The organism is Flavobacterium sp. FG139, assembly GCF_057809695.1.
Genome location: NZ_JBMDKL010000001.1, coordinates 279,142 through 301,312, shown reverse-complemented (window position 1 = coordinate 301,312; position 22,171 = coordinate 279,142). Strand labels below are relative to the sequence as shown.

At 33.9% G+C, this 22,171-nt stretch carries 18 protein-coding genes; 8 read left to right on the top strand and 10 right to left on the bottom strand.

All coding sequences use genetic code 11. The features are described 5' to 3' along the window. Nucleotides 1–38 precede the first annotated feature (38 nt). The 5 genes from ACODSI_RS01370 to recG all read right to left on the bottom strand — a co-directional run bounded on the left by ACODSI_RS01370 (nt 39) and on the right by recG (nt 8,684). Nucleotides 39–1,337 (bottom strand): TolC family protein, encoded by a 1,299-nt coding sequence (locus tag ACODSI_RS01370; RefSeq protein ID WP_488915045.1) that lies wholly within the window; start codon nt 1,335–1,337, stop codon nt 39–41. A gap of 4 nt (nt 1,338–1,341) precedes the next feature. After that, the gene (locus ACODSI_RS01365; protein WP_488915044.1) at nt 1,342–4,428 is read right to left on the bottom strand and encodes an efflux RND transporter permease subunit; all 3,087 of its coding nucleotides are present in this window, start codon (nt 4,426–4,428) and stop codon (nt 1,342–1,344) included. A 45-nt stretch (nt 4,429–4,473) separates the two neighbouring features. Further along, nucleotides 4,474–5,535, bottom strand: coding sequence for an efflux RND transporter periplasmic adaptor subunit (locus ACODSI_RS01360; RefSeq protein WP_488915043.1), 1,062 nt, complete (start codon nt 5,533–5,535; stop codon nt 4,474–4,476). A 126-nt stretch (nt 5,536–5,661) separates the two neighbouring features. Then, nucleotides 5,662–6,525, bottom strand: a complete 864-nt coding sequence (locus ACODSI_RS01355) for a bestrophin family protein (RefSeq protein ID WP_488915042.1) — start codon at nt 6,523–6,525, stop codon at nt 5,662–5,664. Between the two features lie 56 nt (nt 6,526–6,581). After that, the gene (recG, locus tag ACODSI_RS01350) at nt 6,582–8,684 is read right to left on the bottom strand and encodes an ATP-dependent DNA helicase RecG (RefSeq protein WP_488915041.1); all 2,103 of its coding nucleotides are present in this window, start codon (nt 8,682–8,684) and stop codon (nt 6,582–6,584) included. 125 nt (nt 8,685–8,809) lie between these two features. Between recG and ACODSI_RS01345 the strand changes: the two genes are divergently transcribed. After that, nucleotides 8,810–10,891 carry a M1 family metallopeptidase gene (locus tag ACODSI_RS01345; protein WP_488915040.1) on the top strand — a complete coding sequence of 694 codons (2,082 nt, stop codon included), beginning with the start codon at nt 8,810–8,812 and terminating at the stop codon, nt 10,889–10,891. A 72-nt stretch (nt 10,892–10,963) separates the two neighbouring features. Next, nucleotides 10,964–12,700: an Ig-like domain-containing protein gene (locus ACODSI_RS01340; protein WP_488915039.1), complete on the top strand. Its 1,737-nt coding sequence runs from the start codon at nt 10,964–10,966 to the stop codon at nt 12,698–12,700. 35 nt (nt 12,701–12,735) lie between these two features. On the opposite strand, the gene ACODSI_RS01335 is transcribed toward ACODSI_RS01340, so the two are convergent. Together ACODSI_RS01335 and ACODSI_RS01330 are read right to left on the bottom strand one after the other, a co-directional pair. Next, a complete protein-coding gene (locus ACODSI_RS01335; RefSeq protein ID WP_488915038.1) occupies nt 12,736–13,257 on the bottom strand; it encodes a DUF7935 family protein in 522 nt (173 codons plus the stop codon). A 7-nt stretch (nt 13,258–13,264) separates the two neighbouring features. Continuing rightward, nucleotides 13,265–13,780, bottom strand: a complete 516-nt coding sequence (locus tag ACODSI_RS01330) for a hypothetical protein (protein ID WP_488915037.1) — start codon at nt 13,778–13,780, stop codon at nt 13,265–13,267. Nucleotides 13,781–13,910: 130 nt separating this feature from the next. Between ACODSI_RS01330 and ACODSI_RS01325 the strand changes: the two genes are divergently transcribed. Genes ACODSI_RS01325 through ACODSI_RS01315 form a run of 3 tightly spaced genes read left to right on the top strand, consistent with a single transcriptional unit; the run spans nt 13,911 to nt 17,918 of the window. Then, nucleotides 13,911–16,247: an ATP-dependent helicase gene (locus ACODSI_RS01325; protein ID WP_488915036.1), complete on the top strand. Its 2,337-nt coding sequence runs from the start codon at nt 13,911–13,913 to the stop codon at nt 16,245–16,247. 22 nt (nt 16,248–16,269) lie between these two features. After that, nucleotides 16,270–16,890: an L-threonylcarbamoyladenylate synthase gene (locus ACODSI_RS01320; protein WP_488915035.1), complete on the top strand. Its 621-nt coding sequence runs from the start codon at nt 16,270–16,272 to the stop codon at nt 16,888–16,890. An 8-nt stretch (nt 16,891–16,898) separates the two neighbouring features. After that, nucleotides 16,899–17,918, top strand: a complete 1,020-nt coding sequence (locus tag ACODSI_RS01315; protein ID WP_488915034.1) for a carboxypeptidase-like regulatory domain-containing protein — start codon at nt 16,899–16,901, stop codon at nt 17,916–17,918. A 47-nt stretch (nt 17,919–17,965) separates the two neighbouring features. On the opposite strand, the gene ACODSI_RS01310 is transcribed toward ACODSI_RS01315, so the two are convergent. The 3 genes from ACODSI_RS01310 to ACODSI_RS01300 all read right to left on the bottom strand — a co-directional run bounded on the left by ACODSI_RS01310 (nt 17,966) and on the right by ACODSI_RS01300 (nt 20,332). Next, nucleotides 17,966–18,802, bottom strand: a complete 837-nt coding sequence (locus tag ACODSI_RS01310) for an OmpA/MotB family protein (RefSeq protein ID WP_488915033.1) — start codon at nt 18,800–18,802, stop codon at nt 17,966–17,968. Between the two features lie 85 nt (nt 18,803–18,887). Then, on the bottom strand, nt 18,888–19,880 hold the full coding sequence (locus ACODSI_RS01305) for a glycosyltransferase family 2 protein (RefSeq protein ID WP_488915032.1): 993 nt from the start codon (nt 19,878–19,880) through the stop codon (nt 18,888–18,890). An 8-nt stretch (nt 19,881–19,888) separates the two neighbouring features. Continuing rightward, nucleotides 19,889–20,332, bottom strand: a complete 444-nt coding sequence (locus ACODSI_RS01300; protein ID WP_488915031.1) for a type I restriction enzyme HsdR N-terminal domain-containing protein — start codon at nt 20,330–20,332, stop codon at nt 19,889–19,891. A gap of 48 nt (nt 20,333–20,380) precedes the next feature. Here ACODSI_RS01300 and holA point away from each other — a divergent pair, with 48 nt between their 5' ends. Genes holA through ACODSI_RS01285 form a run of 3 tightly spaced genes read left to right on the top strand, consistent with a single transcriptional unit; the run spans nt 20,381 to nt 22,168 of the window. Continuing rightward, nucleotides 20,381–21,385 (top strand): DNA polymerase III subunit delta, encoded by a 1,005-nt coding sequence (gene holA / locus ACODSI_RS01295; RefSeq protein ID WP_488915030.1) that lies wholly within the window; start codon nt 20,381–20,383, stop codon nt 21,383–21,385. A 3-nt stretch (nt 21,386–21,388) separates the two neighbouring features. Continuing rightward, nucleotides 21,389–21,928, top strand: a complete 540-nt coding sequence (locus tag ACODSI_RS01290; protein WP_488915029.1) for a hypothetical protein — start codon at nt 21,389–21,391, stop codon at nt 21,926–21,928. A gap of 57 nt (nt 21,929–21,985) precedes the next feature. After that, the gene (locus ACODSI_RS01285) at nt 21,986–22,168 is read left to right on the top strand and encodes a CAL67264 family membrane protein (protein WP_488915028.1); all 183 of its coding nucleotides are present in this window, start codon (nt 21,986–21,988) and stop codon (nt 22,166–22,168) included. Nucleotides 22,169–22,171: the final 3 nt, after the last annotated feature.

The following is a 22,171-nucleotide window of genomic DNA, read 5'->3' as shown; positions in this document are numbered from 1 at the left end:
TCAACAACTATTAAATCTGCTTAGTTGGTATATACGTTTTAAAAACTCAAGCTACCTGCCAATGATTTTAAGCTAATTTCGTATAACTTAGTTTGAAACTGTGCATTACTATAACGTACTAAAGCATTAATATAGTTCAGTTGAGCTGTTCTGTATTCAATAGGAGTAATGGTTCCAATTTTAAATTTAGCCAATGTAATATCCAGATTTTCCTTGGCAATAGCAACATTTTTTTCCTCCACAGAAGATAATTCTAAGTTGGTTTGATAGCTTTGAAATGCCGTGCTTAATTGTGAATCTAAAGCCGTTTTTTGTTGTTGTAATTGAATATCGGCAGTTGAAACTTGAATTTTGGCTATTTTTTCATTTCGACTTTGATAAAATCCATTAAAAATTGGAACCGCGGCAGAAAAGCCATAAACCAAACCTCTACCTTGTGATTGTGTTACAAATCCTAATGAAGCTTCGGTATGGCTAAAATTATAACCAGAGTTAATTTTGACAGTTGGATAACGACCAGCCTTCACTTGTTTCAATTGCAATTCGGCACTGTTTTTTGCTAAAATTTGCGATTGCAATTGCGGATTTTGTTTTTCGGATAAATTTTTTAAATCACTCAATAATAATGATTTGTCAACAACAGTTTCGTTTGTAACTTTAAATGGAGTAGCGGTATCTCGCGCTAATATTTCATTCAGTTCTATTTTGGTATTTTGATAGGTTTCAATTTGTTTTAATTGTGAACTCGTATCTGTATTCAAATCGACTTGCGCATTTAACACTTCCAATTTGGATGCTTTTCCAATGCTATAACGATTTTGTGCCGTGGCTAAACGTTGTTTTGAAATTACAATGGCAGTATCCAAAGCAGCCAATTGTTGTTGCTGTTGTACCAAATCGTAATAGGTGGTGTAAACCTCACTAATTTTGGTAAAAATGGTCATCTTTAATTCCGCTTCGCCTTGTTTTTGCAATACCTTTAATTGTTCTCGTTTCGCAAACATTTTCATACCATCAAAAACGGTCCAGTCTAGACCTACACCATAATTCAAACTCAAATTTTTAGCGCCATTTAATGATTTTTGAGAACCATCGGCTTGGGTTTGAGTAATGTTTTGAATGCTATTGGAATTAGTTATTGTCGCACTAATATTGGGTAACATTCCTGCATTACCAGCACTCGAATTAGCTTCTGCGATTTTTAAATCATTCGAGGCTAATTTAATATCGTAATTATTTTCTAAAGCAATCTTAACAGCATCTTCTAATTTTAGAATATCCTGTGCTTTTGATTGAAAACCAATTAGTAGTAGTACTATGTATAATTTTGATTTCATCGTATTATTTTTCAAATTCTTCTAAATGATCAAATTCTGGGTGGTGTTTTCTCGCTTTTGACCACATTAAATAGATGGCTGGAATCACAAATAATGTTAGTATCAAAGAGAAAATCGTTCCGCCTACAATAACAACTCCCATTCCGATTCTACTCGTCGCTGCGGCACCGAGTGATAAAGCAATTGGCAATGCGCCTAATGAAATTGCCAAACTCGTCATTAAAATAGGACGCAAACGAGATTCGGCTGCTTCCACAATAGCATCGTATTTTGATTTCCCTTGTTCGCGCAATTGATTGGCGAATTCAACAATTAATATTCCGTTTTTGGTCACCAGTCCAATCAACATTACGGTTCCAATTTGACTGAAAATATTCCATGTTTGACCAAACAACCACAATGAAAATAGTGCTCCAGCTACCGCCATTGGCACCGTTAAAATGATGATTAACGGATCAATAAAACTTTCAAATTGAGCGGCTAAGATTAAAAAGATAAGCAGCAACGCTAATCCAAATGCAAAAGAAGTATTGGAACCACTTTCAACAAAGTCACGAGATTCACCTCCCAAATCGGTTGTAAAACTATCGTCTAAAACTTTGGCTTTTACGCGATCCATAGCTTCAATTCCGTCACCAATACTTTTACCTGGAGCCAAACTTGCCATAACCGTAGCCGACATATTTCTATTGTTGTGATACAATTGTGGCGGATTACTTTTTTCTTCAATTTTGACTACGTTGTCCATTTGAATTAAATTTCCTTTGTTATTTCTAACAAACATCGAGGTTAAATCCAAAGGTTTTGCACGATCTTTTTGATCAAATTGCCCAATGACTTGATATTGTCTTCCATTTTTAAGAAAATATCCAAATCGTTGACCACTTAATGACAGTTGCAATGTTTGCGCAATATCTAAAACAGAAACACCTAAACTTTCGGCTTTTTCTCGATCAATACTCACATTAATTTCGGGTTTGTTGAATTTTAAATTCACATCGGTCACCGAAAAAGTAGGGTCTTTACTCACTTCATCCATGAAAACTGGAATTTTTTCTTGCAATTTTTCAAATGAAGTAGCTTGAATAATATACTGAATCGGCAAACCGCCTCTTTTATTAACCGCAATAGTAGGTTGTTCTGTTACCGATGTTTTAGCATCAGAATACTTTTTAGTCCATTTGGTAACTTTTTCAGCCAATTCCTTTTGAGTACGTTTTCGTTTATCAGGATCGACTAAAGCGATTCTAATACGACCACTATTGGTTGCAGAAGCATTGAATCCGGGCGCTGTGATAACCAAACTAACTTTTTTCTCTGGAATAGAATCGTCTATTAATTGCGATAACTCTTGCATAAATCGATCGGTATATTCATATGAAGAACCTTCTGCTGTGGTAACGGTCATTACTAAAGCACTTCGATCGTCATACGGAGCAGTTTCCTTTTGAAGAATATTAAAAAACAAATAAATCAATCCGAAACAAGCAATTAATATAGGGAAACTAATCCATTTTCTTTTCAAAAAACTTTTCAAATTTGACGCATAACCACTATTCATTTTTTGAAATAAAGGTTCGGTAGCATTGTAGAATTTCGATTTCTTTTGTTCGCCACCTTTCATCAAATAGGCGTTCAACATTGGAGTTAGCGTTAGCGAAACAAAAGCCGATATCAATACCGCAGCACCAATCACCACTCCAAATTCACGGAATAAACGACCAACAAAACCTTCTAAGAAAATAACCGGTAAAAACACAGCCGCCAATGTAATCGAAATGGATATTACGGCGAAGAAAATTTCGTTAGAACCTTTGATAGCGGCTTCTATAGGCGACATACCTTCTTCGACCTTTTTAAAGATGTTTTCGGTTACTACAATTCCGTCATCAACTACCAAACCAGTAGCAAGAACAATCGCTAACAAAGTCAACACATTGATAGAAAAACCAAACATCCACATAATAAAAAATGTAGCTATCAATGAAACCGGAATATCAATTAAAGGTCGGAATGCAATGGCCCAATCTCTAAAAAACAAATAGATGATAAGGATTACTAAAATAATTGAAATTCCTAAGGTTTCTGCTACTTCTTCTACCGATTTTTTTACAAAAACAGTATTGTCAATGGCAATATTGAGTTTGATATCTTTTGGTAAATCTTTTTTAAGTTTATCAAATTTCTTGTAAAATTCTTTTGAAATATCCAAATAGTTGGCTCCTGGAAGCGGTACAATAGCCACACCAACAAGCGGTGTTCCCGATTGCGACATTTTGGTTTCAATAACTTCCGGACCTAATTCTGCCGAACCCACATCACTAAATTTTACAATTTTGGCATTGTCGGTTTTAATAATGATATTATTGAATTCTTCTGGTTTTGAAAGATTTCCAACCGTTTTCACGGTCAATTCGGTGCTGTTTCCAGTTAGTTTACCGGAAGGAAGTTCTACATTTTGCTGATTTAAAGCATCTCTAACATCGGAAACCGTCACGCCATAGGAACTCAGTTTTACAGGATCAATCCACAAACGCATGGCGTATTTTTTTTGACCCCAAATTTGAATACCACTTACTCCAGGAATGGTTTCCAATCTAGGTCCAATCGTATTTTCGGCAAAATCACTCAGTTGTAATTGGTCTCTAATATCACTTTGAATCGTCATCGAAATGATAGCATCCGCATTAGCATCTGCTTTAGAGACTACAGGTGGTGCATCAATATCTTTAGGCAAACTTTTGGCTGCAATAGCCACTTTATCACGAACATCATTAGCAGCAGTTTCTAAATCTTTATCTAAATTAAATTCTACTGTAATCGTACTTGTACCTTGAACACTCGAAGAGGTGATGTTTTTAATACCATCGATAGAGTTAATCGATTTCTCAATGGGTTCGGTAATTTGCGATTCAATAATGTCTGAATTGGCACCTGCATAATCCGTTCTAATGGAAATTTGTGCCGGATCAATGGAAGGAAATTCTCGTATGCCTAAAAAACTATAACCAATAATTCCGAACAAAATAATAGTTAAGTTCAATACTATGGTCAATACAGGTCTCTTTATACTTAAGGTCGATAAACTCATTTTTGTAGTATTAAAATTAGTACTTACGAATGTAAACTGTTTGGTTTATTTCGTAATTTTTACCTTAATAGGTGCTTCATTTTTGAGGGACATAACTCCTGTGGTGATTAATGTATCGCCAACATTCAATCCCGACAATACTAAAATGGAAGCATCCGTTCTAGTAGTTGTTTCGACTTTTACTTCTTTGGCTTGACCGTTATTGGCTACATAAACTTTTTTACCACTTTGCACAGGTACTATGGCCTGCGAAGGCACTATAATCGCATCTTTTATCACATCCAATGGCAAATCGATATTGGCAAAAGTACCAGGTAGTAATTTTCCATTGGAGTTATCGGCTAGGGCACGTACTTGAAGCGTTCTGGTATTGATGTCAATTCCGGGTTCGATAGCATAAACCTTAGCAGTATTTTTTTCTGTTGAATTGGTAGCGTTAAAATTTAAAGTCGAATTTAGCTTGATTTGAGTAGCGTATTTTTCAGGAATAGAAAAGGTGATTTTGAGTTTACCCACATTTACCAAATTAGCGATTAAAACGGTTGGGGTTACATAAGTTCCAGGTGAGATATTTCGCAATCCAATTTTACCCGAAAATGGGGCTTTCACAGCGGTTTTTCCAATTTGAGCACTGATCAATTGGGTTTGGGCTTTTGCTGAACGGTAATCGGCACTAGCAATATCGTATTCTTCTTGACTGATGGCTTCTTTTTGTAGCAATAATTTAGCACGTCTTTCATTTTCTGAAGCTAAATTTTCTTTGGTTTTGGCTTGAGCCAATTGTGCTCTGAGTTCGACATCATTTATTTTAAGTAAAACATGTCCTTGAGTAACAAAACTGCCTTCTTGAAAATTTATTTTTTCTACAATTCCTGAAATTTCACTGCGAATTTCAACTTGTTCGTTGGCTTCAATAGAACCCGAAAGCGAAAGATTATTGTCAAATGTTTGACCTTTTACAACCATTCCGTTAACTGAAATAGGATCTTTTTTATCGCCTTTTCCCTTTCCTTTATCCCCTTCACCGCTGTTTTTAGTAATTCTATAAAAAATCAATCCGCCAAGAGATACAACAAGAATTAGGATAAAGATATTTTTCAATTTCATAGCAAATGTATTATTAGGGTTATAATAATTAAACGTTTGTTTAAGAAACAAAAATAGCTTTAACTAATGAGAAAGTTCTAAAAGTTAATTTTTATTTAACTTTTTATTAGAAGAATTCTATCCTATTTACAACAATTCTTCTACGTGCTTCTTAATATTCATAGCAATTTTAAGGGTTGGCAAATCATTGGCATCACCACCAAATGGATCTTCAATTTCTTCAGCGATCAACTCTAAACTGGCCAATACATAAAAAATGAAAACCACAACAGGAACCACATAATAGCCTAAAGAAAATGCAAATGAGAAAGGCAATGTCATGATGTAAAAGAAAATAAATTTCTTGATAAAAGCGCTGTAAGAATAGGGAATAGGCGTGTTTTTGATGCGTTCACAAGCGCCGCAAACCTCTGTAAAGGATTGTAATTCGGCATTTACTATGATCAATTGTTCGCCTGATATTTTGCCTGATTTGTACAAATCATTAGTTTTCTGAAAAATCATTTTAGCGATTTGATTCGGTCGGTGTTTTTGATGATCGATTTCTAAATCCAAATCGTCAAAAAGTACTTTAGCCGATTCTTCGTTGGTTAAATGTTTTTGTAGAATGGAAGCATAACTAGGAATCAATCTTCTAAAAAAGTGTTTGTCTTTTTCATCGTGTAAGATAACAGAAAGTTTTAGCGCTAAATTCCGTGAGTTATTCACTAACGAACCCCAAAGTTTTCGTCCTTCCCACCACCGATCGTATGCTGTATTGGTTCGGTAAGCAAGTAATAATGATAATACAAATCCAACGGTGGTGTGCATTATGGATATGTTTTTGACAGGACTACTTTCTTCCAATTTGAAGTAATCCATTTCTAGATAACAGATTAAAGCTGAATAGATTCCAATAAAAATCATCAGTGGAATCAATTGTCTAAACGTATCCGATTTATGAAACTTGAAAATATAAGTAATCCAGTCTTTGGGGTTGTATTGTACCATTTTTTTTATTGATTAATTGATAATTGATAATTGATAATTGATAATTTTTGGAGTTACTAACTAATGTAATTCCAAATGTTCTTTTTCTTGCTCATTTCTATAAAAACTTCTCTCATTTTTTGATGCTCAGGCTTTTCCATAGCGGCATCTTCTTTTAAAAGTTTAATAGCATATTCACGTGCTGTCATTAGAATATCACGATCTTTAACCAAATCGGCTATTTTTAAATTTAAAACACCACTTTGTTGGGTTCCAAGAATATCGCCCGGTCCACGAAGTTTTAAATCGACTTCAGCAATTTCAAATCCGTCATTGGTACGACACATGGTTTCTAATCGAATTTTACTATCGTTACTCAATTTAAAACCCGTCATTAAAATACAATAACTTTGTTCGGCACCACGACCCACACGACCGCGCAATTGGTGCAATTGTGACAATCCAAATCGTTCGGCACTTTCAATGACCATTACGCTTGCATTCGGCACGTTTACACCAACTTCAATAACGGTTGTGGCTACCATAATATTGGTTTTACCAGCCACAAATCGTTGCATTTCGGCTTCTTTCTCTACAGGTTTCATTTGTCCATGAACTATAGAAATCGAATATTCTGGTAATGGAAAATCTCTTGAAATGCTTTCGTAACCGTCCATTAAATCTTTATAATCTTGGGTCGAACTTTCATTAATTAATGGATACACAATATAAATTTGTCTTCCTTTCGCAATTTCATCTTTCAGAAATTTCCACACTTTCAATCGATTGGAATCATAGCGGTGTACGGTTTGAATGGCTTTTCTTCCTGGCGGTAATTCGTCAATCACTGAAATATCCAAATCGCCATACAAACTCATGGCTAACGTACGCGGAATAGGAGTAGCGGTCATCACCAATACGTGAGGCGGAATTTCATTTTTCTTCCACAATTTAGAACGTTGTTCTACTCCAAAACGATGTTGTTCGTCAATAACTGCCAAGCCTAAATTTTGAAATTGCACCTTGTCTTCCAACAGTGCATGAGTTCCGATAATGATGTCTAAACTGCCATTTTCAAGTGCTTCGTGAATGATTTTTCGTTCTGAAGTTTTGGTTGAACCTGTAAGTAATTTTATGTTGATATTGATTTCTTTAGCTAATTCAGTTAATCCATTAAAATGCTGTGTTGCTAAAATTTCTGTGGGCGCCATCAAGCAACTTTGAAAGCCATTGTCTTTTGCTAAAAGCATACACATTAACGCCACAATGGTTTTTCCAGAACCCACATCACCTTGTAACAAACGATTCATTTGAGCATTACTTCCCATGTCGTTTCGAATTTCTTTAATCACTCGTTTTTGAGCATTAGTCAATTCGAAGGGCAAATGATTGTTGTAAAAATCGGTAAAATTAGTGCCGACTTTATCAAATGGATGTCCAAGGATTTTATGTTTGCGAATTAAGTTTTTAGTAATTAATTGCAGTTGGATAAAGAACAATTCTTCAAATTTCAATCGGAATTGCGCTTTCGCCAAAAGTTCCTGACTTTTAGGGAAATGAATGTTGAACATCGCTTCATTCTTCGGAATGAGCTTCAACTGTTCAATAATAGTGTTCGGAATGGTTTCAATAAATTGTGCTTTGGTTTCGATAAACAATTGTTGCATTGCTTTATTGATCACTCTATTGGTTACGCCACGTTGAGTAAGCTTTTCGGTGCTTGGATAAACAGGTTGCAGGGCACTTCGCAAACTCGATTTGTGTTCTTCAAGCAATTCCATTTCGGGATGTGCCATAGAAAATTGACCACCATAATTGGATGTTTTTCCAAAAATGACATAAACTTCATTCAGTTTTAAGCTTTCCCGAATCCATTTAATGCCTTGAAACCAGGTAAGCTCCATTTTACCGGTTTCGTCTGCGAAAGAAGCTACTAATCGTTTTTGGTTTTTGCCAAATTCAACGGTTTTGACGTGAATTATTTTCCCAATGACTTGAATTTCAGTTGTAGTACCTTGCAACTGATTGATTTTGTAATACCTCGTTCGGTCGATGTATCGATTTGGAAACAAATTCATCAAATCACCATAATTATGAATATTGAGTTCCTTGCGAAGTAATTCACCTCGCGACGGACCAATACCTTTTAAATATTCTATAGGCGTTTGAAGAAGATTCATTTAACACTAAATAAACTGACAAAAATTCAATAATAATAGAGCGAAGATAGGTTTAAATTGGTAAATTATCAACTACTACTTTTTAAAAACTCTATGTATCTTTGTAGTGCTTAGTCACGTAAATTATGAGGTATTTATTCTTTCTATTGTTTTCGATAGCTTCTTTTTCGCAACAAATTGAAAAAGTTGATTTTATAAAATGTAATGCTACGGTTATGTCCGAATTTGCTACCAAAACATTAACAGGTGGATGTGTTTACACATTTGTTGTTAAATCAGAAATTGACACGATAAAAATTGACGCCAAAGAAATGAATTTTAGTTATGTTACAATCAATGGCAAAAAAGTCAATTATAAAAATACTAGAAGTCAATTATTACTTTTTGAAGGTTATAAGAAAGGTAAAAACATATTGTCATTTGGCTACAATTCTAAGCCTAAACAAACCCTATATTTCACTGGAATTGGAGCAGGTCAACAGATATGGACGCAAGGACAAGGACGATTTACAAGCTTTTGGTTACCCAGTTTTGACGATGTTAATGAGAAAGTTATCTTTAACATGACAGTTTGGTGTAAATCGAAATTTAAAGCGATATCAAATGGAGTTTTATATGATATTGGTTTTGATACAGAATTTGACAGTTCGATTTATAAATTTAAAATGAAAAAACCAATGTCATCCTATTTAGTGATGCTTGCTATTGGATACTTTGAACATCAAACCGAAACTTCACAATCGGGTATTGCGCTGGAAAATTATTACAAACCTATTGATGCCGATAAATATCCATATACCTACAAAGATTCTAAAACCATTTTTGATTATTTAGAAAAAGAAATAGGAGTGAAGTATCCTTGGCAAATTTACCGACAAATTCCGGTAGAGGATTTTTTGTATGCTGGTATGGAAAACACCTCTTCTACCATTTTTGCTCAAGATTATGTAGTGGATGAAAGTGGTTTTAATGACAGAAATTACATTAATGTCAACGCACACGAGTTGGCACACCAATGGTTTGGCGATTTGGTTACCGCCAAATCGGGTAAGCATCATTGGTTGCATGAAGGTTTCGCTACCTATTATGCATTGTTGGCAGAGCGTGATGTTTTTGGAGACGATTATTTTTATAATGCTTTGTACCGTAATTCGATGTTACTACGAAAAGAAGCTAAAACCGATACCATTCCTATTTTAAACGAAAAAGCAAGTTCGTATTCGTTTTATCAAAAAGGAGCTTGGGCTTTACATTATATCAGAGAAACTATTGGAGAAAAAAAGTTTCAAAAAGCCGTTAAAAGTTATTTGAAAAAATACCAATTCAAAAATGTAGAAACTGCCGATTTCTTGAATGAAATTGCTAAAGTATCCGATTTTGATATCATAAAATTCCAAAAAGAATGGTTGGAAGATTACCATTTTCAAACCGAACAAGCCAATATTTTGTTGAAGAAAAGCGAATTCATACGAACCTTATTCGAAATTCAAGCGCAAAAAAATAAACCGTTTAAAGAGAAAGAAGCCTATTTTACAGAAATCATGATGTCGAATGGTTTTTATACATTAAAAAAAGAAATTATTTATCAAATAACCAATGTGCCTTTTGAAGAAAAATCGGCTTTAATTCGCTTGGCAATGCAAACCAATGAGGTTGAAGTGCGGCAATCAGTAGCCGAAACCATTGAATCCATACCAGCATCATTTCAAACCGAATACGAGTCGTTATTGAATGATCAATCGTACGACACCGAGCAAATTGCCTTTTCCAATTTATATAAATCTTTTCCAGATAAACGTGAGAACTACTTAAACATCGCTCAAAATTGGGTGGGTAAAAACGATAAAGAACTGCGAATTTTATATTTGACTTCTTATATTGATTTCCATGCCAATGATGAAAACAACTCAACTATAACCAATTATTTAAACGAATTATTAGACTATACGTCGCCAAAATATGAAAGTTCAATTCGTCAAAATGCGCTTGAATATGTATTGTTAATTGCTCCTAACAACCTCAAAGCTTTAAAAAATTTAGTTAACGGAACCACACATCACAAATGGCAATTTGTAAAATACAGTCGTGATGCGATTAGAGCGCTGCTCAAAAAAGAAGGTTTTAAAGAACTATTCACCTCATTCTTACCAGATTTGTCTGAGTCTGAAAAGTTTCAATTGCAACGATTGTTGGATGAAATAAAATAACTTTTCAAATAGTACTTTTCTGACGCAACCTTTATAGGTTTTTTGTATCTTCACAATATATTAAGTCATATTATGAGAAAAATTATTTTACTGCTATCCCTATCAACAATTGTTTTATTATTTAATAGTTGTGATCCTTCTGAAAATAATTCATCAGATACTAACTTTTCAGAAAATTTTGGAGCGGCTGTTTCTCGAGATTTTATCGGTCAAGTGGTTGATGCTGATAGTCATCCAATTCAAGGTGTTACTATAAAAATTGGAACTTCTTCGGTCCAAACCGATATCAATGGGGTGTTTATTATTAATGATGCTTCGGTTCATGAGAAATTTGCTTACATCACTGCAAAAAAATCAGGTTATGTAGATGGTTCACGTTCTATGGTGCCGACTTCGGGTAAGAATAATGTACGCATCATGCTCTTACAAGATACACCATTGCAAACCATTCAATCGGGTGTAACGAGTGAAGTTTCTATTTATTCGGGAACTAAAGTCACTTTTGATGGTGCTTTTATGGATGAAAATGGAACTGCATATTCGGGTGCTGTTGCGGTATCGATGTTTCATTTAACACCATCAGATGCAAATATCGATAAATTAATGCCGGGTATGTTATATGCTCAGACGCAAGATAATAAAGAAGCTGTTTTAGAAACCTTTGGAATGCTGCATGTGGAGTTGAAAGGAAGTAATGGACAAAAACTGCAAATTGCAACAGGCCATACTGCGCAAATTACCATGAGAATAGACGATTCACAATTGGCAACTTGCCCATCAACCATTCCGTTATGGCATTTTGATGAAGAAAGTGGCTATTGGAAACAAGAAGGAAGCGCTACTAAAAATGGTAATTATTATGTAGGTAATGTAAGCCACTTTAGTTGGTGGAATTGTGATGCATATTCATCCACAAACTATCTAACTGTCACGTTAGTGGATAGTAATGGAAATCCAATTTCTAATGTTGGTGTTAGTTTAGTTGTGAATAGTACCAATTTTAATTCTTACATACAATATACCGATAATCATGGACAAGTTTCGGGATATATTCCCTCGAATCAAACATTGACTTTAAATATGCACAACAATTGCGGAATTTTTTATTCTGCAAATATTGGTCCTTTTTCCAATAATACTATTCTTCCTAATTTTATTATATCAAATAGTTCAACAGTACAATCAACAATAGTTCAAGGTACTTTGTTGAAATGCGATAACACTAGTATTACTAATGGTTATATCCTGTACAATAATAATTTTGTCCCCACATCAAATGGGCAATTTAGTTTTACTACCATATACTGTACTACTAATCCTTATTTTACTTTTAAGGGAGTTGATTCTGATTTAGAACAGGAAACAGATTTGATAAATTATAATTTTACTTCACCTATTACAAATCTTGGAAATTTATTAACATGTAATACGGTATCAGAATTTATTACCTACAAAATTGATAATTTACCAATAAGAACGTACACATCAAATATTCGATGTAACACAAATGGTCCTGCTGGAACTTTTGATAGTTATAGAATTGAAAGATTAAGTAATGATTTGTCCAATGTAGAATTTGTTTTATATTCATACAGTCAAGCTAATGGTATTTACAGCAGTAATATGTATTCTATTTCAGCATTGGATTTTGCAGTTAATTCAAATATAACAAACAATGTTTTGTTTAATTTAAGTTCTTTTGGTGCAGTTGGTCAGTATGTTGATGTCACTTTTAATGGCAATTATAATGACGCTACAGGAGTTCAGCATACAGTGAATGGTGTTGCTCATGTCAAAAGAGACAATTAAAACAAAAAATCCTTCTCAAATGAGAAGGATTTTTTTTATAAAAACTCTTTTACTTCCGATTTTAAATAACTCAAAGCTAAATCTGTGACAGATTCACTTTCAAAAAGTGTACTCAGAATAGTTTCTCTTAGTTTATCGGCGTTAGCCACTTCGTTATTTAAAGTTGTTTTTCTAATGTTTTGAATGATGGTGTTTTTAGCGGTTAAAATCATCGTCCAGCATTCGTCAGAAACATAAATTTGTTGGGTGATGTTGTGGTCAAATTCTTGTTCGATATGATGAATCAATAGGTTTTGATAATCGACTTTATTGTCATTAAGTGGTGCTACACGAATCAACAATTTAGACGGACTAACACGTTCTAACAGCAATGCCAATCGCTCGTAGGCTTGTAATTTTAGAGGCAAAGCTTGCTTCTGGTTTTCACGCATCAATCCAAATCTTCTGCGTTGTTCATCATTTTTAGAAAATGTTTTAAAGGCATGCAAAGCAACCAATCCTGTAATAATTCCAGGTAAAGTGTAAAATGCTAATTCGATAAGTTTGTCTGTATTCATAAGTATGTTAAAATTGTATTTGTGGTGCTTTTTGATTGAACCACTCTTGGTCTCGATCTAATTTATTTTCAATAAGAAATTTTTTATCTTTGATATTAACCGTTACTTGCCCTAAATAGTTAGTTTTTCCTTTTTCAATGGTGAATTTCAAATCCAATGGAACCTCAAATTCAACCCGACTTTCTCCCGAATTATCAAAAATTTTAATCTTTGCAAATTTATAATTTCCTTCAGGTTTTACAATAGTAAATAGGAAATATGTTTTGCCTTTTTCCTTAAAGTCGCCAGACGTATTTTTAAACACAAACGAATCACTCATGTTGGCATAATCGGCCACACCATTAGCGGCATCGGTATATACAAAAGTATATGAACTATAGGATTTGTTTTCTATACAAATTGTTCCCACAACCATTCCTTCGCTGGTTTCGTTAAAGGTTGTCTTAAAATTTTTCAATTGAGAAAAGCAATTGGAACATCCTAAAAACAAAAAACAAATCAATACAATTTTGGATTTCATCATTATAAAATTTTCTTTCTATACAAAGGAATAGATTTTTTAATTCGGAAGCAAAAATAGTTAATAATTCGGCAGTTAAAATATTGTTATTAATGGTAACTAAACCTATTTTTGTATTTTTAAGAGTATTAAAATGCAACACTATATAAGCCAACTTAACGACGCACAACAACAACCCGTTTTACAAAAAGACGGGCCTATGATTATTATCGCTGGTGCTGGTTCGGGTAAGACACGCGTATTGACCATTCGAATAGCATACTTAATGAGTTTAGGTGTAGATGCTTTCAATATTTTGGCCTTGACTTTTACCAACAAAGCGGCGCGTGAAATGAAAAAGCGTATTTCCGATATTGTGGGTACTAACGAAGCTAAAAACCTTTGGATGGGAACTTTTCACTCGGTTTTTGCTCGAATACTTCGAAGCGAATCTGAGAAATTGGGGTATCCTTCTAACTTCACCATTTACGATACACAAGATTCGGTACGTCTCATTTCTGCCATCATCAAAGAAATGCAATTGGATCGAGATATTTATAAGCCTAAGCAGGTTTTGGGTCGGATTTCTTCTTATAAAAACTCATTAATTACGGTAAAAGCGTACCTGAACAATCCCGAATTACAGGAGCAAGACGCCATGTCTAAAAAGCCTCGATTGGGTGAAGTGTATGCCAATTATGTCGACCGATGTTTTAAAGCAGGCGCGATGGATTTTGACGATTTATTATTGAAAACCAATGAATTGCTAAATCGTTTTCCAGATGTACTTGCCAAATATCAAGACCGTTTTCGTTACATCATGGTCGATGAGTACCAAGATACCAATCATTCGCAATATTTAATTGTGAGAGCTTTATCCGATCGATTTCAAAATATTTGTGTGGTGGGTGATGATGCGCAGAGTATTTATGCGTTTCGTGGAGCTAACATCAATAACATTTTGAATTTTCAAAAAGATTATGATAATGTGCAAACCTATCGTTTGGAGCAAAATTACCGTTCTACGAAAAACATTGTAGAAGCCGCCAATTCCATTATTGATAAAAATAAAACCAAATTAGATAAAGTGGTTTGGACGGCTAATGATTATGGCGCCAAAATAAAGGTGCATCGCAGTTTGACCGATGGTGAAGAAGGCCGATTTGTAGCTGGAGAAATCTTTGAACAAAAAATGCGCAATCAAATGATGAACGGACAGTTTGCCATTTTATACCGCACCAATGCTCAATCGCGTGCTATGGAAGACGCTTTGCGCAAACGTGATATTCCGTATCGAATTTATGGCGGATTGTCGTTCTATCAGCGCAAAGAAATTAAAGACGTTCTTTGTTATTTGCGATTGGTTATCAATCCGAAAGACGAAGAAGCTTTAATTCGTGTCATTAATTATCCACATCGAGGCATCGGAGATACAACGGTTGAAAAACTTACTGTTGCTGCCAATCATTACAAACGTTCTATTTTTGAAGTAATGGAACATATTGATAAAATCGACTTAAAATTAAACTCGGGAACTAAAGCCAAGTTGCAAGATTTTGTAACGATGATTAAGAGTTTTCAAGTCATTAATGAAAGTCAGGATGCATTTTATTTAACCGATCATGTCACAAAAAAAACAGGTTTGGTTCAAGAGTTAAAGAAAGACGGAACACCCGAAGGCATTGCTAGGATTGAGAATATCGAAACCTTAATGGGCGGTATTAAAGATTTTATCGAAGGTCAGAAAGAAATTGATGGTGCTCGCGGTGCTTTGTCAGAATTTTTGGAAGACGTAGCCTTGGCAACCGATTTAGATAATGATACAGGCGATGATGATCGAGTAGCATTAATGACGATTCACTTGGCCAAGGGATTAGAATTTCCATACGTTTTTGTGGTCGGTATGGAGGAAGATTTATTTCCAAGTGCGATGAGTATGAATACTAGAAGTGAATTGGAAGAAGAACGCCGATTGTTTTATGTCGCATTAACTCGTGCAGAGCATCAAGCGTATCTAACGTATGCTCAGTCGCGTTACCGTTGGGGAAAACTTACGGATAGTGAACCTTCGCGATTTATAGAAGAAATTAAAGACGACTATTTAGAATACATCAATCCGAGTGAAACTGGTGGTTACCGATACAAACCCATGATGGATATTGATATTTTTGGTGATGTTGATAAAAGCAAATTGCGTTTGGCGAAACCCACTGCCGGAACGCCACCTAAAAAATATGGTGATGAACCCGTTTCTTCGGCAAATATTCGTAAATTGAAACCTGTTTCGACTAATGCGCCTAGCAGTTCATCGGCTAATTTATTTGATAGCAAACTCACCGCTGGAAATATTGTTATGCACGAACGTTTTGGAAAAGGCGAAGTAATTAATCTGGAAGGCGTTGGTGCCGATAAAAAAGCGGAAATTCGTTTTGAAGTGGGTGGCATCAAGAAATTATTATTACGATTTGCTAAATTAGACGTTATTGGTTAAATAACCTTTAAAAAAAAATACTATGTCACAATTTATTAAACTATATGAAGACAAACCCAATGAAGCTGCTGTAAAAAAAGTAGTTGATGTGTTGCGTAATGGTGGATTGGTGATTTATCCCACCGATACGGTTTATGGTTTGGGTTGCGACATTACCAATACTAAGGCATTAGAACGTATTGCAAAAATTAAAGGAATCAAATTAGAAAAAGCCAATTTTTCTTTTATTTGCTGTGATTTAAGTAATCTTTCTGATTATGTGAAACAAATTGATACCGCTACTTTTAAAATTTTAAAACGCGCTTTACCCGGTCCCTATACCTTTATTTTGCCCGGAAATAATGATCTTCCTAGAGAATTTAGAAAGAAAAAAACCGTCGGAATTCGTGTGCCAGACAATAATATTATCATAGAAATTGTTCGCATGTTGGGCAATCCTATTGTATCAACGTCCATTCATGATGATGATGAAGTATTGGAATATTCTACCGATCCTGAATTGATTTTTGAGAAATGGCAAAACTTAGTTGATATGGTTATTGATGGAGGCTATGGCGATAATACACCATCAACCATCATAGATTTATCGGGTCATGAACCCGAAGTCATTCGAGAAGGAAAAGGTAGCTTAGATATAATTTGAGTTCCTGCATGAAAAAAAATTATTTACTTATTTTACTTTTAAGCGCATCCCATATCTTTTCTCAAACAATAAAAGGTAGAGTAGTAGATGTTGATAATCTACCATTACCTGGTGCAAACATCTATTTTGATGGTACTACAATCGCTACTATAGCGGATGAAAATGGAAATTTTACACTCTTTTATGGTTCTAAATTAAACAGTGTTTTGGCTGTTAGTTTTATAGGGTATCAAACTCAATTTATTAAGTCTTTTGAATCTGATAAAGACATTATTATTGTTTTGAAAGAAGCTTCAAATACATTGAAAGAGGTTGTTATTAAGAAAGATCGATTTACTAGAAAACAAAAACTGCAGCTTTTTAGAGAACAGTTTTTAGGCATGACCGCTATTGCCAAAAAAGCCGTAATCGAAAATGAGGATGACTTGTATTTTGAATATAATGAAGAACTCAATACCTTTAAAGCTTATTCGGACAAGCCATTACTCATTAATAATGTTTCTTTAGGCTATAAAATCACGTATGAATTAGTGCATTTTGAAGTCGATTTTCAAACTACCAGCATAAAATCGGCAGACGTTTTTAGAAGTTATTATTCGGGTTTGACGAGATTTGAAGAAGTCAATTCGAATGAAAAAATTATAAAGCAACGCAAGAAGTGTTATGAAGGTTCGCAGTTGCATTTTTTTAGAAATTTGGTTAATAACATTTGGAACAAAGACAATTTTCTTTTCTTTAAAGGAAGTTATCAAGACAATCCGAATGATTATTTTACCACAACGGACTTAGGAGAATCTAAAAAAGTAACCGTTAGAAAACAGCCCAAAGATTTAGCCCCTAAAAATTTTGTTGCTGAGTTTAATTTATTATTCAAAAAGAGCCAACAATCTAAAATTATTTTTGAAACAGATACTTTTTATGTCGATAAATTTGGCAACAATTCTAACATCGAAAACATCATTTTTTCGGGATATATTGCGCAGCAAAAAGTGGGTGAGATGCTACCAATGAACTACGGAATAGAATAAAAAAACGCCCCAATTGCTTGAGACGTTTTGTATTTTGAAATCAAAAATTACTTCTTTTGATTTTTCATTTCTTTTTCAATCATATCATAGAATTCGTCGATTTTCGGCAACACCACAATACGAGTTCTTCTGTTAATTGCTCTGTTTTCAGCAGTTTTATTATCTACTAACGGAATGTATTCGCTTCTTCCTGCCGCAATTAATTGGGATGGTTTTACGCCTAAATCTTTAGTTAACACACGAATAATCGCTGTAGAACGTTTCACACTCAAATCCCAGTTATCAATCAAAATAGCGTTTCCAGTAAATGGAACATTATCCGTGTGACCTTCCACCATACACTCAAAAGTAGGTTTGTCGTTAATTACTTTAGCAACTTTAGCCAATACTTCTTTTGCTTTGTCGCTTACCACATAACTTCCGCTTTTGAATAGTAACTTGTCCGAAATTGAAATAAATACCACACCTTTGTCTACATTCACTTCAATGTCTGGATCACTAATGCCTACCGAACTTTTCAAACTGGTAACTAAAGCCAATGTAACACTGTCTTTTTTCGTTAAAGCATCTTGTAAACGGGTAATTTTTAAATCTTTTTCTCTTAAACTTTCTAGTGATTTTTCTAGATTTTGAGCGCCTTTAGTAGTCAAAACAGTCAATTCTTTAGAACTGTTAATCAAATCAGAATTGTTTTGTTTAAGATAGTCGATTTGTTTGCTAAGAGCATCTTTTTCCGTTAAACACATATTTAACTTTACAGTAGTCGAATTTAATAAATCCTGACATTCTTTATTTTTCTGCTCTAAATCGGCAATTTTCTTTTTGGCACCACACGATGTTAATGTTAGTGCTGCCAACGAAAACATAAAAATTACTTTTCTCATAAGTTTCTGATTTTTTTAATTTTTACAAAATTACAATTTCTTACTTGTTTAAACGTATAAATACTATAAAGTATTGTTAACATTTTTACTCAAACACCTTGCCACCTTTGATAAAATAACGGTAGATGATGCTTTTAGTTTGGTAGTAATTTGGATTCTGAATGGAAGCTCTTTTCTTTAAGTTTTTGGAAATCAAACCGTAAAAAGCAAAATGCGCTTTAATAATGGCTAAGCAATGGTTAAAATTTCCTTCCGAAATAAATTTAATTCCTGCCAAACCATCCAAACAAAGTCGCATAAATAGTATTGTAATTAACTTGTTTTTAGGCAGATTTTTCAATAACATCGATAAAGAATTCCTAAAATTCAAATACGTTTTCTTAGGATTTGACTTGTTTAAAGTGGCGCCACCTACATGGTATACTACCGATTTGTGCGTATATTTTATTTTGTATCCCAAATTAAAAGCCCTCCAACACAAATCAATTTCTTCTTGATGTGCAAAGAAATCGCCATCAAAACCTTTTAGCGTTCGATAGACTTCTTTTCTAATAAAAAAGCAAGCGCCAGTTGCCCAAAAAATTTCAATTTCATCATCATATTGGTGTACATCTTTTTCTATCGTTTCAAAAATTCGTCCACGACAAAAAGGAAAACCATATTGATCTATATATCCACCGGCAGCTCCAGCATATTCAAAGTAGTCTTTGTTTTTATAATCTAGAATTTTGGGTTGTATAATACCAATTTTGGATTCATTTTCAAAAATGGAAAGAATAGGAGTGAGCCAATTTTCGGTCACTTCTATATCCGAATTGACTAAAGCATAATACTCTTCTTCAACATGCTGTAAAGCGTTGTTATACCCATTAGCAAATCCGAAATTACCTTCATTGTGAATGATTTTAACCGATGGAAATTGTTCCGTAACCACTTGAATCGAATGATCCGTAGAAGCATTATCTGCAACATAAATTGCAGCTTCATTAGAAAATTCAATAACTGACGGCAAGAATTGTTCTAATAACGAAGCTCCATTCCAATTTAAAATTACGACTGCTATTTTTTTATCTGACATCAATTGAATTATATAAAATGAGGAAGCTCTTTTAAGAAAACATATTTTTCGTTTTCAAAATCCATTTGGCAAAAGTAATGATTTAGACCGTTGGTTACCATTAAGTATTTTGCCTTTAAAACTAAGTTGTAACGTGCAATTTGATCGAAAGTATGCTGAGTGATAGGTATCTCAGGTGCTTTGCATTCAATGAGTAAATAAATTTCTCCATTAGGTTGATATACAATAATATCATATCGTTTACTTAAATCGTTAACTTTAATTAATTTTTCAACATTTACATACGATTTAGGATACTTTTTATCTTGTAACAAGTACTGAACAACATGCTGGCGTACCCATTCTTCTGGTGTTAGAATGATGAATTTTTTCCGAATTTCATCGAAGATAGCTACTTTATTTTCACTATTTTTGAACCGAAACGAATAGGTAGGAAATTGGAGTTTTTGCATGAAGCAAAAGTAAGACTTTTAGATAATACTTAAAAGAGCATAAACAAAATGGATGAAGTCATAAAAATCATCAACGATATTAAAGCAGGAAACATCAAACCTATTTACTTTTTAATGGGTGAAGAACCTTATTATATTGATAAATTAACCGAATATATTGAAAAAAATGTGCTTTCTGAAGATGAAAAAGGATTCAATCAAATGGTGATTTACGGACGCGATACCACTATTGAAGATGTGGTTTCTAATGCCAAACGCTATCCGATGATGGCCGATCGACAGGTTGTTGTTGTTCGAGAAGCACAAGAATTGTCTCGAACCATTGACAAATTGGAAAGTTATGCTGAAAATCCGCAACCTACAACCGTTTTAGTGATTGCTTACAAATATAAAACACTTGATAAAAGAAAAAAGTTAGTCAAATTAATAGACAAACACGGTGTTCTTTTTGAAAGTAAAAAAATGTACGATAATCAAGTAGGAACTTGGATTCAACGTGTGTTGCAAGGCAGAGGTTACGGAATAGAACCTAAGGCCAATGCCATGCTGGTTGAATTTTTAGGAAACGACTTAAGTCGAATTAGTAACGAATTGGATAAATTACAAATTATACTTCCTAAAGGGCATACTATAAATCCAAAAGATATTGAGGAAAATATTGGCTTTAGCAAAGACTTTAATGTATTTGAATTGCAAAATGCCTTAGGTTCCAAAAATCAATTAAAAGCCTTCCAAATTGCACAATATTTTGCCGATAATCCCAAAGACAATCCGATGGTTGTTACCACAAGTTTGGTATTTAATTTCTTTGTAAAAATCTTAAAATACCACGGATTAAAAGATAAAAACCCAAAAACGGTAGCTCCAGCATTAGGCATAAGTCCCTTTTTTCTAAAAGATTACGATGTTGCCTTACGCAATTATCCGATGAAAAAAGTCAGTGCTATCGTGGCTGCACTTCGGGATATTGATGTAAAAAGTAAAGGCGTTGGTGCCAATTCACTTTCTAATCACGATTTGTTGAAAGAAATGCTGGTTAAAATTTTCAGTTGATTCATGAAAGTCAATACTAATAAGGCTTTTCAAAGATTTCTTTTTCTGATTTTATTCGGACTCATACTTGTAATTAAAGTTCACATTCTCCTGATTTACGTAGTAGTGTTTTACTTGTCATTTGAATATTTGAATCAGCATAAAAACTACCTTCAAATGGTATTTTACCAAACCTACAACTGGTTATTTCTTGCTTTTTTGAGTTTTATTATTTTAGTGAGAGCCAATCTTTTTGAATTTTCTGAAACAACTCATTATCATTTGAACAGTCTCGAACACCTTTTCTTCTCGGGAATTATATGTTTGATTTTGACCATTTACCTTTCTATTTTGAATGTTCATTTCAAAACTAAATTCTGGTATTTGTTGGCAATTTTTATTATTTTTAATGGTATCGGATTGTGTAATGAATATTTTCAGAATTATTTTCAGCATTCCGAAGTTTTCTTGCTTAAAAAAGAAGATTGTAAAGATGTAATTATTAACCTCATAGGCTCAACTCTATTTGTTACTGCATTACTCTTTACCAAAATTAAAAATTAGTTTAAAAATTCATCAATATTCACGATATTTGTCGTCCTTGAATTTAAAATAGTAATTATGGGAATGAATAAAAATACCGTTTTAGGTTGGGCTACATTGATAATGATCATTATGGGTTTACTCCTTATTGGATTGGGAGTATACCGTTATGCCGATGTAGCAGGTTGGGGGTTTAGTGCTGTTGGCGTAGGTTTTTTAGCCAATGCATGGGTTTTCAGCGCGTTAAAAGGAAGAGTTTAATTT